The 12,509-nt window shown below is 61.0% G+C and carries 11 protein-coding genes and 1 pseudogene; 3 read left to right on the forward strand and 9 right to left on the reverse strand.

Translation table 11 applies throughout. From position 1 onward, the window contains the following. Positions 1-18: 18 nt before the first annotated feature. From PMI11_RS17870 to PMI11_RS17880, 3 genes are all read right to left on the reverse strand, one after another. Positions 19-1,287 carry an ABC transporter substrate-binding protein gene (locus tag PMI11_RS17870; RefSeq protein WP_007819626.1) on the reverse strand — a complete coding sequence of 423 codons (1,269 nt, stop codon included), beginning with the start codon at positions 1,285-1,287 and terminating at the stop codon, positions 19-21. A gap of 139 nt (positions 1,288-1,426) precedes the next feature. Further along, complete coding sequence (gene ugpC / locus PMI11_RS17875) at positions 1,427-2,512, reverse strand: ABC transporter ATP-binding protein (protein ID WP_007819627.1); 1,086 nt, start codon at positions 2,510-2,512, stop codon at positions 1,427-1,429. 62 nt (positions 2,513-2,574) lie between these two features. After that, the gene (locus PMI11_RS17880; protein ID WP_007819630.1) at positions 2,575-4,095 is read right to left on the reverse strand and encodes an arabinosylfuranosidase ArfA; all 1,521 of its coding nucleotides are present in this window, start codon (positions 4,093-4,095) and stop codon (positions 2,575-2,577) included. 260 nt (positions 4,096-4,355) lie between these two features. Between PMI11_RS17880 and PMI11_RS17885 the strand changes: the two genes are divergently transcribed. Then, on the forward strand, positions 4,356-4,598 hold the full coding sequence (locus PMI11_RS17885; RefSeq protein WP_007819632.1) for a DUF982 domain-containing protein: 243 nt from the start codon (positions 4,356-4,358) through the stop codon (positions 4,596-4,598). 59 nt (positions 4,599-4,657) lie between these two features. Continuing rightward, positions 4,658-4,894 carry a hypothetical protein gene (locus PMI11_RS17890; protein WP_007819634.1) on the forward strand — a complete coding sequence of 79 codons (237 nt, stop codon included), beginning with the start codon at positions 4,658-4,660 and terminating at the stop codon, positions 4,892-4,894. 21 nt (positions 4,895-4,915) lie between these two features. Here the strand turns inward: PMI11_RS17890 and PMI11_RS17895 are convergent, their stop codons facing one another. Then, positions 4,916-6,367 (reverse strand): aldehyde dehydrogenase, encoded by a 1,452-nt coding sequence (locus PMI11_RS17895; protein ID WP_007819636.1) that lies wholly within the window; start codon positions 6,365-6,367, stop codon positions 4,916-4,918. Between the two features lie 300 nt (positions 6,368-6,667). On the opposite strand from PMI11_RS17895, the gene PMI11_RS17900 reads away from it, so the two are divergent. Further along, positions 6,668-7,567, forward strand: a complete 900-nt coding sequence (locus tag PMI11_RS17900; protein ID WP_244430603.1) for a helix-turn-helix domain-containing protein — start codon at positions 6,668-6,670, stop codon at positions 7,565-7,567. Between the two features lie 27 nt (positions 7,568-7,594). On the opposite strand, the gene PMI11_RS17905 is transcribed toward PMI11_RS17900, so the two are convergent. From PMI11_RS17905 to PMI11_RS17925, 5 genes and pseudogenes are all read right to left on the reverse strand, one after another. Continuing rightward, positions 7,595-9,229 (reverse strand): FGGY-family carbohydrate kinase, encoded by a 1,635-nt coding sequence (locus PMI11_RS17905; RefSeq protein ID WP_007819641.1) that lies wholly within the window; start codon positions 9,227-9,229, stop codon positions 7,595-7,597. Between the two features lie 165 nt (positions 9,230-9,394). After that, complete coding sequence (locus PMI11_RS17910) at positions 9,395-10,123, reverse strand: SDR family oxidoreductase (RefSeq protein ID WP_007819643.1); 729 nt, start codon at positions 10,121-10,123, stop codon at positions 9,395-9,397. Positions 10,124-10,147: 24 nt separating this feature from the next. Next, a complete protein-coding gene (locus PMI11_RS17915; RefSeq protein WP_007819645.1) occupies positions 10,148-11,407 on the reverse strand; it encodes a sugar ABC transporter permease in 1,260 nt (419 codons plus the stop codon). Next, positions 11,404-12,225 (reverse strand): ATP-binding cassette domain-containing protein, encoded by an 822-nt coding sequence (locus tag PMI11_RS17920; protein ID WP_007819649.1) that lies wholly within the window; start codon positions 12,223-12,225, stop codon positions 11,404-11,406. Before PMI11_RS17920 ends, PMI11_RS17915 begins: the two co-directional genes overlap by 4 nt. Positions 12,226-12,292: 67 nt before the next feature. Further along, a pseudogene (locus PMI11_RS17925) lies at positions 12,293-12,509 on the reverse strand (ABC transporter substrate-binding protein); the annotation flags it as partial.

The raw sequence follows: 12,509 nt of genomic DNA on the forward strand, positions 1-12,509 counted from the left end.
GCTCCGGCCGGCATCTTCTCACTGCTGGCTCTGTAGCTCGTCGCGCATCTGTTCGATCGCATCTTCCGGATCGAGCTGACCGTTGAGGGCGGGAACCACGAAGTTCTGGGTTGCCTCGTAGATCGGGCCGGCAACGCCTGCGAGCTTGGAGACCGGGTCGAAGACGGCAGTATCGGCAAGCTTTGCATAGGTGGCGTTCGGCTGCATTTCCTTGAATTCCTTGCTGTCAGTCACCGGCTTGTAAGCGGGAATATGGCCAGCACTTGCCCAGGAGATGCTGTGCTCGTTCATCCAGGCGATGATCTGCAGCACGGCCTTCAGCTTTTCAGGCGTGATCGGCTTGCTCTCGCTGTTTGGAACGGCGAAGGAATGCGAATCCGCCCAGGTGGCCTGCGTGCCCAACAGGTTCGGGATTTCGACAGCCCCCCATTCGAAGCCGAGCTCACCCTTCTTTGCGAGGTCGGTCATCGTCGGTACTTCCCAGACGCCGTTGACGTGCATCGCAGCCTTGCCCGAGGTGAAGAGCGCGATCGAGGCTTCATAGGAAATCAGCTTCGGCGAATAGCCTGAGGAGACCCAGTTCGCCATGGTCTTCAGCGCCTTTACTCCGGCATCGCCGGGCAGGATCTGGTCACCGTCGATAAACTTGGCGCCCTGCTGAGAGAGCAGCGTATAGAAGACGCGCCACATGGAGCCGCCTTCATCCGTGTGCAGCGACAGCGGATATTCCACCTTGCCCGCCGCCTTGATCTTGTCGAGCGCAGCATTGAAATTGTCGAGACCGTCTAGACCCTTCGGCAGGCCGTCGTCGCCGAGCAGGCCGGCTTCCTTCAGGATGTTCTTGTTGTAATAGAGAACGATCGAGTGGACGTCGAAGGGAATGCCGTAGACCTTGTTGTCGAAGGTCGCCTGCTTCCAGGCCGCATCGACATAGTTTTCCTTCTTGATGCCGGCGGAAGCCAGTTCCTCATCGGTGAAGGGACGAAGGATGCCGGTCGGAACAGCCAGCGGATAGCGGGACATGTGATAGGTCATGATGTCAGGCTGCTGGCCGACGGCAGCAGACGTTTGCACCTTGGTGTAGAAGGGCACGCCCCATTCGAGCGTCGTGGCATTGATCTTGATGTCGGGATGAGTGTCGTTGAATTCCTTGATGAGCGCCTTCATGCGCACGCCGTCGCCGCCGCTTAAGAAATCCCACCAGGTAATGTCCGTCTGCGCGAATGCGGCTGCCGAGGGCAGCAATGCGATGGCCGCCGAGACGGCAAGTTTCAAGAGCTTTCTCACGTTTGTTCCTCCTCTAAAGCATGGGTTAAGGTCTCCCCGGTGCACGGGGCGGCTCTTGTCGTGGGCCTCCTCCAAAGGCGCGCGATTAGATCTCGTGTATTCCTTTCCGGTCTCCGGATCCGATCCGGATTCCTTTCAATCAGCTGAGCCTTCTGCCTTCGGCGTCGAAAGCCAGCATCTCAGGCACTCTCAGAGAGAGGCTGATCTTCTCCTTCGGCTGAGGCCGGCTTTCGCGGCACTCGACCGTCATTTCCGCATTGCTTGCGGTCATCACATGAAGATATCCGGTGCCGCCAAGCTCTTCGGTAAACTCGGCGGTGACAGGCAGCGTCAGGCCTCCATCGCCAGCGCCAAGCCCGATATGCTCGGGCCGGACGCCGATATTGATGGCAGCGCCTTCGGCGACCGGCGTACGTGTCGGCAGCTCGAAAGCCTGGCCCGGAGCGTCATCGAGCTCGACGCGGGCAGAGCCCTGTCCGGCGCCGATGACCTTGGCCTTCAGGAAGTTCATGCCCGGCGATCCGATGAAGCCGGCAACGAACATGTTCTGCGGATCGCGATAGAGCTCCAGGGGTGCGCCGACCTGCTGGACGATGCCCTCCTTCAAGACGACGATCTTGTCGGCAAGCGTCATCGCCTCGACCTGGTCATGAGTGACGTAGACCATGGTTGCTCCGATCTGCCGGTGCAGGCGGGCGATCTCCATGCGCATTTTCACGCGCAATTCGGCATCGAGATTGGACAGCGGCTCGTCGAACAGGAAGACGCGCGGCTCGCGTACGATGGCACGGCCGATCGCCACGCGCTGGCGCTGGCCGCCGGAAAGCTGGCTCGGCTTATGCTGGAGATAATCGCCAAGACGAAGGATATCGGCGGCAGCCTTCACCTTCTCTTGAATCTCCGCCTTCGGACGTTTGGCGATCGACAGGCTGAAGGCCATGTTTTCGAAGACGGAAAGATGCGGATAGAGCGCGTAGGACTGGAAGACCATGGCGACGCCGCGCTTCGATGCTTCCTTGTACGTGACATCTTCATTTTCGATGCTGATCTGCCCGCTACTCGTTTCCTCGAGCCCCGCAATCATCCTCAGCAGCGTCGATTTTCCGCAGCCGGAAGGGCCGACGAAAACGGCAAACTCACCCTGCTCGATCTCGATATCGACGCCGTGGATGACTGCGAAGGACCCGAACGACTTCCTGACCTCAGTCAGTTTTATCCCAGACATATATCCTCCCGATGGGCACTCCAGACGGGGCAGCCTCCTCCGCTGCCCCGATGGCAATCAGCTCACGCCGAGGCGACGGACAGCAGGATGAAGTGATAGGATTTCGCCGGCAGCGATCCGGTGAGTCTGCCCTCATCGGTGACCTGGAGGCCGTATCCTGCCTTCGGCACGATGCGGTTTTGATCCTCGACGGAGTTGCGCGCCTTCAGGTCGTCGCCCGCCATCGTGTGATGCTGGACGATCTTGGCGCCCTTGAAGCCCTGCAGGGCGACATCGAGATCGATCGCCTCATCGAGGCTGCGGTTGACCGCAAAGAGCGCGATGCCCTTGCCATCCTCCTGCAGCACGGCTGAAAGATCGAGATAGGGAACGTCCTGCGCCACGTCGCAATCATAGGTCGGGCCGGAGGCCGAGACCGTCAGCGCCGTGCCGCGGCCATACTTCGATGCGAACTGCAGCGGATAGTAGATCGACTGGCGCCAGGCCGGGCCCCCGGCCTTCGTCAGGATCGGGGCGATGACGTTGACGAGCTGCGCCATGCAGGCAATCTTGACGCGGTCGGAGCGGCGGATGAAGACGTTGATCAGCGAGGCGACGAAGATCGCATCCTCGAGATTGTAAAGCTCTTCGAGCAGCGGCGGTGCTTCCGGCCAGTCCCAGTTCTTGTAGCGCTGATCGTCTTCCTTGCGATCGTGATACCAGACGTTCCATTCGTCGAAGCAGATCTTCACGTCACGCTTGGAGCGCTTCTTCGCCTTTATGTAATCGATGACGCCGCCGATCGTGACGATGTAGCGGTCGAGTTCGATCGCCTTGGCATAGTAGTTCAGCGTGTCGTTTTCCTCGTTGCCGAAATATTTGTGCAGCGAGATGTAATCGACGCTGTCATAGCTCGCATCGAGAACCTGTGCCTCCCATTCGGGATAGGTCTTCATCTTGTCGTTCGACGAGCCGCAGACCACGGTTTCGAGCGTCTTGTCGAAATATTTGAAGGCCTTGCTGACTTCGTTGGCAAGCAGACCATATTCCGTTGCGGTCTTGTGACCGACCTGCCAGGGGCCGTCCATCTCATTGCCGAGGCACCAGATGCGGACATTGTGCGGGTCCTTGTATCCGTGCTTGGCGCGCAGGTCGCTCCAGTAGGTGCCGCCCGGGTGGTTGCAATATTCCAGGAAATTGCGCGCGTCGTTCAGGCCGCGCGAACCGAGGTTCATGGCGAGCATCATCTCGGTCTTGGCGAGCTTCGACCAGTCGGCGAATTCGTTGACGCCCATCTGGTTGGTCTCGCGGGTCCGCCAGGCAAGATCGAGACGCGTCGGACGCTGGTCGCGCGGGCCGATGCCGTCCTCCCAATGATAGGCCGAAACGAAATTGCCGCCCGGATAGCGGACGATCGGCATATCGAGATCGCGCACCATATCAAGAACGTCGGTACGGAATCCGTCCTTATCAGCTTTTTCGTGACCCGGCTCATAAATGCCGGTGTAAACGGCACGGCCCATATGCTCCAAGAAGGAGCCATAGACGCGCTTGTCGACGGTCGAGATGGTAAATTCCCTGTTCAGGGTCGCTTTAGCCCGCATTGATGTTCCTCGTTTATTGAATTTGATTTTTGAGCAAGCTATTCTGAGAAGTTTTTTTAATCAAGTATTTTGTTTAATATCCAAAAATCAGTTTTAGTATGACGAAAGATCAAAGGAATCTGTGAGAAACCAGGCGTTTCGGGCCCAATCGTTGGTCTCCGCCGGGTCGTTAAAGCCGCGATTAACCAACCGGCCTCTGGCGCGGGAACAAATTCTGCTCCGCAACGTTTTGGCGCTCGCGACAGGAGGAGGAAAAACAGATGCCAAATGCAAAATGGAGCGAGCCGGTCGAAATCGAGTTCGACAATGCCGGATCCCGGACCGTCAGAGGCCCGTTCGACGCACTCATCTATCTCCACGACATGTGGCCGCGGCGCACGGGAGCGAAATTCGTCAGGGCAAGCAATGCCTGCAAAGGCGCCGTCGAGGGACGCGTTAGCCTGGAAACGGCAAGGGAAGATTTTCTCGCGGCGGCAGCAGAAGCAAGACTAACCACACACTGAGCCCGAGGGGTGGACGCGCACATGCCGCGTCCACCCATATTTCTGAGGAAGGAGACCGCATGCGCGCCTTACTGATATCGTTACTGACCTTGGTCGTGACCGCCATTTGGACAGGCCCTGCCCTATCTGCCGACATGATCCAAGGTTATGAACGAGCCCATGTCGCCAAGCATCGACCGAAGCCGGTCATTCGTGCACGCTACGTGCAGCGCCGGCATCTCGATTGCACGGATATGACTGTCGAATACCGCTACATTCCGCGTACGGATTTCGTGACGGTGTGCCATCGCATCTGAGGCCTGCCAGACCGGCCAATGTCAGATCGGATAGTGGCCGGGCTGCGATGCCACCGTCATCCACCTGAGGTCGGTGAATTCGTTGATGCCGGCTTTGCCGCCAAAGCGGCCATAACCGGAGGCTTTCACGCCGCCGAAGGGCATTTGCGCCTCGTCATGCACGGTCGGGCCGTTCACATGGCAGATGCCGCTTTCAATCCGTCTTGCGACCTCCATGGCGCGGGCCGCATCCTTTCCGAAGACGGCAGCGGACAGGCCATATTCCGTATCATTGGCAACGCGGACCGCCTCATCGATACCGCGCACGCGCACCATGCAGGCAACCGGACCGAAGCTTTCCTCTCCATAGATCCGCATCGATGGCGTCACGTGGTCAAGCACCGTGGCGTCCATCAGGGTCCCGATGGCACGGCCTCCGGCAAGCAGGCGGGCGCCCTTGGACACCGCATCCTCGATCAAGCCGTTGACGCGTTCAACCGCATCGAGGCCGATCATCGAGCCGAGCGGCGAATTGCTCTGGCGCGGATCGCCGGCAACAAGCGTCGAGGCCTTGCGGGCGAACTGATCGGCAAACTCGTCGGCCACCGCCTCGTCGATGACGATCCTTTCGGTCGACATGCAGATCTGCCCCTGGTTCATGAAGGCACCGAAGGCAGCGGCTTTCACGGATTCGCCAATATCGGCATCATCGAGCACGACGAAGGGCGCCTTGCCGCCAAGCTCCAGCAGCACGGGTTTCAAATGGCGGGCGGAGATTTCGGCGATGATCCGGCCGACGCGGGTCGAACCGGTGAAATTGACACGGCGCACCGCCGGGTGGGCAATTAGCTTTTCGACGATGGATGCAGCATCGGCGGGCGCATTGGTGAGCACATTGACGACACCGTCGCCGAGGCCCGCCTCCCGCAAAGTCTCGCCGATCAGATGATGCGTCTTCGGGCAAAGCTCGGACGCCTTGAGGACGACAGTGTTGCCGCAGGCAAGCGGCAGGGCGACAGCGCGCACGCCGAGAATGACGGGCGCGTTCCAGGGTGCAATGCCAAGGACGACACCGGCCGGCTGGCGCACGGCCATCGCCAACAGGCCGGGCTTGTCCGACGGGATCACTTCGCCGGTGATCTGGGTACACATGGCAGCGGCTTCACGCAGCATATTGGCGGCGAGATAGACGTTGAAGCCCGCCCAGGCGGCTGTTGCGCCCGTTTCCTCGGCCATGGCGGCGATGAATTCGCCGGTGCGGGAATCCAAGAGGTCGGCTGCCTTCGAAAGGCGCTTGCGCCGTTCTGTCGGCGCCAACGCCGACCAGGCCGGAAAGGCCGCGGCAGCAGCTGCAACCGCTGCATGCGCATCTTCCAGCGTTCCCGCGGCCGCCTTCGTCGCAATCTGACCGGTAATCGGGTTCAGCCGCTCGAAAGTGGCACCATTCGAAGCCGGCATGGCACGGCCGCCAATGAGAAGCATCAGGTCAACCATCTCGTTCTCTTTCAGATATGCGCCTGATTTCCCTCCCAAAGGGCTGGCGCGATGATGTCTGCTGGTTTCCGGCACCCGCCGGGGCTCATGCAAATCCCACGGTCACACCGGGAGATCGACGTCTTTCATTGGAAGATCCTCACCCATATCGCCTGAATTCAGGCGCTCCTCAGGATCCAGTAGGAACCAATCCATCGGTGAAATGAATGGATTTTCCTGGCAGTTTATTGTACTTTTCCGCAAATTTTTCAGGTTCCCGCTCGGCATGTGATTGCCTGGCCGGTTGCGCGCCCGGAGTGCATGATGGCGGAAAAGTTGCTCGATATGCCGGCCTTGTCGGTCAGTGCATCGATGATTTCCGCCGGCCTCGGCAGCCAGACCTGGAGCCTTGACGCCCACGGCAGCCGTCCCGTCTATCAGGCCTTTTTCGTCTCGCGGGGCAGAGCGAGCCTGTTCATCGATGGACAGGCGGGGCTTACGCTTTCGGCACCTGCGGCACTTTGGCTGCCGCGACGGATTTCGGGGGCTTTCGTTCTTGCCGCCGGCAGCGAGGGGGCGATGCTCTCGGCAGCTGATGACTTTGTCCACAGGACGGTCGGCGACAGCGCGGCCGCCGTGCAGTTGCACGACATGATCGAGCGCGTTGTCGTGGCTCAAAACGAAAATCTGGCGAGACATGCGGGCGATATCAGCCGTGCCTTCGAGGTCATGACGCAAGAGGCACGGGACCACGGACCCGGCGGAACAGCGCTTGTCGGCGCCTATTTTTCCGTGCTGCTCCTGCTGATATGGCGGGCTTCAGGGGCATCGGCGCCGACGAAGACGTCAGGCACCGGGGCGACCACCTTGCAGCGGTTCAGGCAGATCGTCGAATTGCGTTTCCGCGAACAGCCGGCGATCACCGATATCGCCCGCGCCATGGGCATCACCTATGACCACCTGCATCGGGCCTGCATTTCCGGCACCGGACGAAGCCCGATGGAACTGATCCATGAAAGGTTAGTCGCCGAAGCAAAGCTGCGGCTTGGACAATCGGAGCAATCCGTCGAGCAGATCGGCTTCGGACTCGGCTTTCGCGATCCGGGCTATTTCAGCCGCTTCTTCAAGAGCCGTGTCGGCGAACCGCCCGGCGCCTACCGGCGCAAGATCGCCGCGCAGTCGCAGAACGGCCTCGCCCCATCCTTTGCCGCCTGGCCGTGAGGCACTGGCGATTGAGGAGACGGCCGTTCAGAATGTCCGCAACTCACGCGTCAGCCCCTGAAGCTGCTTGAAGCCCTCGTAACGCTTTGCGTGAAGATCAGCGATCGCGCCTTGTGCCGGCTTGTAGGTCTCTTCCGCGGCCGAGAGTTTCGTCATTGCTTCACGCATATCGCTAAACAGCCCGCCGGCAACGACACCGAGGATCGCAGCACCCAGCAGGACGGGTTCCTCCGCCTTCGTCGCGATTACCGGCTTGCCGCTCGCATCGGCAAGCATCTGACGGACGAAATCGTGCTGGCCAGCACCCCCACTGATGACGATGTTCTCGATGGTGACGCCGGCGTCAGCCTGCGTGTCGATGATTTGTCTCAGGCCATAGCCGATGCCGCAGAGGCCTGCGACATAGAGCGAGACCAGACTGTCGAGACCCCTCTCCATGTCGAGACCGGCAATCACGGCGCGGGCGTGCGGATCGGCGAAGGGCGCGCGATTGCCGAGGAATTCGGGAACGACATGCAGGCCTGCGACGAGTTTGACGGCATTCGAAGAGTGCCCTGTCTTTTGCGCAGCCATGTCCGCCAGAAGGACCGGCAGTGGAACGCCGTTGCGCTTCGCCAACTCCTTTGCCTCGCCGGCGGCGGGATGGAAGGACAAGAGCTGATCGATCGCCGCACCTGCAGCACTCTGGCCACCCTCGTTCAACCACATGCCCGGCACCATGGCCGAATAATAGGGACCCCAGACGCCCGGCACGAAGGCCGGTTCGACGGTTGATGTCATGGTGCAGGACGACGTGCCGAAAACATAGCCGAGATTGGCCTGTGGACCGGCGCCGATACCAACGGTTCCGATGCCGCCAGCATGGGCATCGATCAGCCCCGCGGCGACAGCCGTTCCCGGAACGAGGCCGAATTCACCGGCGGCGGCCGCTGTCAGGCCCTGACCGAGCGGCGAGCCGGGCTCGACGATCGACTGGCCGATGCGGGCAAAACCTTCGTCGGCCAAGACGCCGAGACCGATCTGATGAAAGTAGGTCGCATCCCAGCGCTTTTCATGGGCAAGATAGGTCCATTTGCAGGTGACCGTGCAGGTGGAACGCGCAAGACCGCCGGTCGCCCGCCATGTCAGGAAATCCGCCAAATCGAAGAATTGCCAGGCGGCATCGAAGACCTGCGGCCGCCTTTCCTTCAGCCAGAGCAGCTTCGGCGTTTCCATCTCGGGTGAGATACGACCACCGACATAGCGCAGCACCTCGTGGCCGAGCGCGTTGATACGCTCCGCCTGCGGGACGGCGCGATGGTCCATCCAGACGATGATATCCCGGTTCGGGTCTTCCGAGGGACCGACAGGCAGCGGCCGGCCGGCCTCGCCGAGCACGACGAGCGAACAGGTGGCGTCAAAACCCAGGCCCACGACCGAAGCCGGATCGATACCGCTTGCGGCAACGACCTCGCGCACGCAAGCGCAGACGGCCGTCCAGATTTCCGTACTCGACTGTTCGACGATGGAGCCGGCTTCATAAAACAGCGTGATATCCCGCTTGGCGGATGCGAGCATCAGGCCATCGAGGTTGAAGAGGCCGGCGCGGGCGCTGCCGGTGCCGACATCGACGCCGATGACATGTTTGGCACCCGCTGATGGCGTGTGTGAAGTGTCGCTCATGATCTCTCGTTCAAATCGGCAGTATCAGGGTTCCAGAGCATTTCCATCTTTCCTCGAATCGCGGAAACGCTCTATTTCTTTGTTTTCAGGCGATTGCGGACGCAAGACGGCTACGCATTCTTGCTGGAATTGCTCTAGAGCAATCCGCAACCGGACCTGTCAACCTCAGAGGTCGACGCTGTTCGGCAGGATCACCAGATCGCGGACAGTGACGTTGCGCGGCCGTGACAGCATGAAGAGCACGGCATCGGCCACTTCCTTCGGCTGCATCAGGCTGCCATTGGCCAGCGCCTCTTCCATCTTGGCTTTCGGCCAGTCATCCAGGAGCGCGGTGACAACCGGTCCGGGCAGCACTGCGCCGACGCGCACGCCATGCTGGGCGACCTGGCGGCGGGTCGAGTGGACGAAGGCCTGAACGGCAAATTTCGAGGCCGTATAGATCGGCTCCCAGACGACGGGCACGACGCCGGCGATCGAACTCGTAAACAGGATATCCCCGGACTTCTGAGCGATCATATGCGGCAGCACCGCATGGACCGAGCGGAAGGCCGCATTGATGTTGAGGTTCAGCATGCGGTCCCAGGCATCCGGGTCGCCGTCGGCGACAGGGCCGCCAATATAGGCGCCGGCATTGGCGTGGAAGATATCGAGCCGGCCGGCCAATTCCAGAATGCGCGGCAGCATGCCGGAGACCTGCGGGCCATCGAGAAGATCGGCGACAAGCGGCAGGGCGCCCTCGCCGATCTCCTTGCAGAGGGCCTCGAGCCTGTCCTTGGCACGATCGACGAGCACGACGGTTGCGCCTTCGGCATGGAGAGTGCGGGCGCATTCCAGCCCGATGCCCGACGCCGCACCGGTGATGGCGGCAACCTTGCCCTTCATGAGATCAGTCATGCAAATACTCCTTGAGAATACGGGTCAGGCGCGGCCATGGCTGACACGGGACCGGCGGGCAAGCGAATCGACGATGACGGCGATGGCGAGAACAGCACCGGTGATCATGTAGCGCAGCGACGAGCTGAGATTGAGCAGCGTAAGCCCATTGGAAATCGCCTGGATGACGATGATGCCGAGGAGAGCCGAATAGGCGCTGCCACGGCCACCGAACAGGCTGGTACCGCCGATGACCGCCGCCGCAATGGCATTGAGGTTCACGTCGCCGGTGCCGGCCTGCTGGCTGGAGGAGGCAAGCCGTGAGGCCGAGAGAATGCCGCCGATGGTGGCAAGCGTCGAGCAGAGCACGAAGGCGCTGAGATAGATGCGGCGCACATTGATGCCGGCGCGACGCGCCGCCTCGCGATTGCCGCCGACGGCAAACATGGAGCGTCCCCATTTGGTGCGCGTCAGCGCATAATTTAGGACAACGGCGATTGCGACGAAAAGGCCGAACATCCACGGCACGCCACGGCCGAGATTGAGATAGTAGACGGCAAATTCGAGAGCGGCCGTCAGCACGATCGCCTTGATGGCGAGTGCACCGACTGGTGGCGAGGAGAGGTTGGAGGCCTGCCGCTGGCGGCGCTTGCGCATTTCGTTGACGACAAGGGTAACACCCGGCAACAGGGCCAGCAGATAGGAAAGCCAATCGGGCATGACGAGGATCTGGCCGAAACGGACGAGCGGCGAGGCATAGGGCAGATTGATGCTGCCTGTCGGCCCGAGAATATAAAGCTGCATGCCGAGAAGCGCGAGCAGGCCCGCAAGCGTCGCAACGAAGCTTGGCATCCCGAGCCTGTTATAGAGCACCGCGTAGAGCGCACCGACGACGATGCCGGCGGCAATCGCAACCAGGATCGCCAGCGGGATCGGCCAGCCCATATTGACCCAGAGCACGCCGAGAATGGCGGAGGAAAGGCCGCTCATCGAGCCGACAGAAAGGTCGATTTCGCCGAGCATCAGCACGCAGACGATGCCGAGCGAGATCACCCCGACGGTGGCGCAGTCGAACAGCAGGTTGACGAGGTTGTTCGGCGCCAGAAACACCGGATTGAGCAGCGAGAAGACCGTGGAGATGACGATCAGGCCGACGAAGACCGGCAGCATGCCAAGATCGCCCGAGCGTACGCGGTCGAAGAAGGCCTTGATCATGCCCGTAATGTTGTCGTCGTGGCGCACGCGCTCGTCGCTTCGGTCAAGCGCAGCCGGCTGGCGGATAGTCTCTGACATCTTCTGGCTCATGCGGGCCTCCCGCTGGTTTCGTGCGCAGCACCGGTCTTGCGCTCGATCCGCCGGGAGACGGCGTTTTCGGTGGCGCCTGTAATCGCGGCAACGAGTTCCTGGTTGGATGAATCGGGCGTGAAGACGCCATTGTTGCGCCCGAGGCGCAACACGACAATGCGGTCTGCCACGGCGCGCACGTCTTCCATATTGTGGCTGATGATGATGACGCCGAGGCCACGTTCGCGCACACGCTCGATCAGGTTCAGCACTTCCGCGGTCTGGGCGACACCGAGAGCCGCCGTCGGCTCGTCGAGCATGATGATCTTCGGATCGAGCAGCAGCGAGCGGGCGATGGCAACCGTCTGGCGCTGGCCGCCTGAAAGCGAGGCAATCGGCTCGCGTACCGAGGGGATACGGGCGGCAAGTTCTCTGAGCAACGTCCAGGCACGCACCTCCATGGCAACCTCATCGAGGCTCCAGGGGGACATTTCATGGCCGAGGAAGAGATTGGCGACGACGTCGAGATTCTCACAGAGCGCCAGGTCCTGGAAGACGGTTGCAATGCCGAGCTCCAGCGCCTTGCCGGGACTATCGAGCGTGACATTGTGGCCGCAGAATTCGATCGTCCCCGACGATGGCTGATGCACGCCGGCAAGAACCTTGATCAGCGTCGACTTGCCGGCACCGTTATCGCCGACCAGCGCCACGACCTCACCGGCCTTCACATCCAGTTCGATATCGGTCAGCGCCGACACCGCGCCGAAATTCTTGGAAATATTGCTCAACCGGAGGATCGTCTGACCCTTCTCCGGCATATCCTTCACGTCCCTAGTCATGGGCAGCCCTTCTTGCCACAGGGGCATCCGGCCGCGACAAGCGCGGCCGGAGCTCACTCAAGCGCGTTTAGTTGGTAATGCCAAGCTTCTTGCAGCCTTCGGCATATTCGCCGGTGCAGATCTGCTCGGGCGTCTGGATCTTCTTGTCGAAGATTTCGGCCTTGATGTTCTCCGCCGTCACGACAGCGGGGATGAAGAGCTGAGACGGCGTATTGTAGAGCGTCGTCTTGGCCTCAGGCTTTTCACCCTTGATCATCTGCACCGCCACATTGGCAGCGGCTGGC

It is taken from the genome of Rhizobium sp. CF142 (assembly GCF_000281145.1).
Taxonomy (GTDB): Bacteria; Pseudomonadota; Alphaproteobacteria; order Rhizobiales; family Rhizobiaceae; genus Rhizobium.

What these genes read in the sequence shown, in the direction of transcription:
- ugpC (WP_007819627.1), bottom strand. Translation starts at nt 2,512, where the DNA reads ATGTCTGGGATAAAACTGACTGAGGTCAGGAAGTCGTTCGGGTCCTTC.
- PMI11_RS17885 (WP_007819632.1), top strand. Translation starts at nt 4,356, where the DNA reads ATGCCAAATGCAAAATGGAGCGAGCCGGTCGAAATCGAGTTCGACAAT.
- PMI11_RS17915 (WP_007819645.1), bottom strand. Translation starts at nt 11,407, where the DNA reads ATGAGCCAGAAGATGTCAGAGACTATCCGCCAGCCGGCTGCGCTTGAC.
- PMI11_RS17890 (WP_007819634.1), top strand. Translation starts at nt 4,658, where the DNA reads ATGCGCGCCTTACTGATATCGTTACTGACCTTGGTCGTGACCGCCATT.
- PMI11_RS17910 (WP_007819643.1), bottom strand. Translation starts at nt 10,123, where the DNA reads ATGACTGATCTCATGAAGGGCAAGGTTGCCGCCATCACCGGTGCGGCG.
- PMI11_RS17895 (WP_007819636.1), bottom strand. Translation starts at nt 6,367, where the DNA reads ATGGTTGACCTGATGCTTCTCATTGGCGGCCGTGCCATGCCGGCTTCG.
- PMI11_RS17880 (WP_007819630.1), bottom strand. Translation starts at nt 4,095, where the DNA reads ATGCGGGCTAAAGCGACCCTGAACAGGGAATTTACCATCTCGACCGTC.
- PMI11_RS17905 (WP_007819641.1), bottom strand. Translation starts at nt 9,229, where the DNA reads ATGAGCGACACTTCACACACGCCATCAGCGGGTGCCAAACATGTCATC.
- PMI11_RS17900 (WP_244430603.1), top strand. Translation starts at nt 6,668, where the DNA reads ATGATGGCGGAAAAGTTGCTCGATATGCCGGCCTTGTCGGTCAGTGCA.
- PMI11_RS17920 (WP_007819649.1), bottom strand. Translation starts at nt 12,225, where the DNA reads ATGACTAGGGACGTGAAGGATATGCCGGAGAAGGGTCAGACGATCCTC.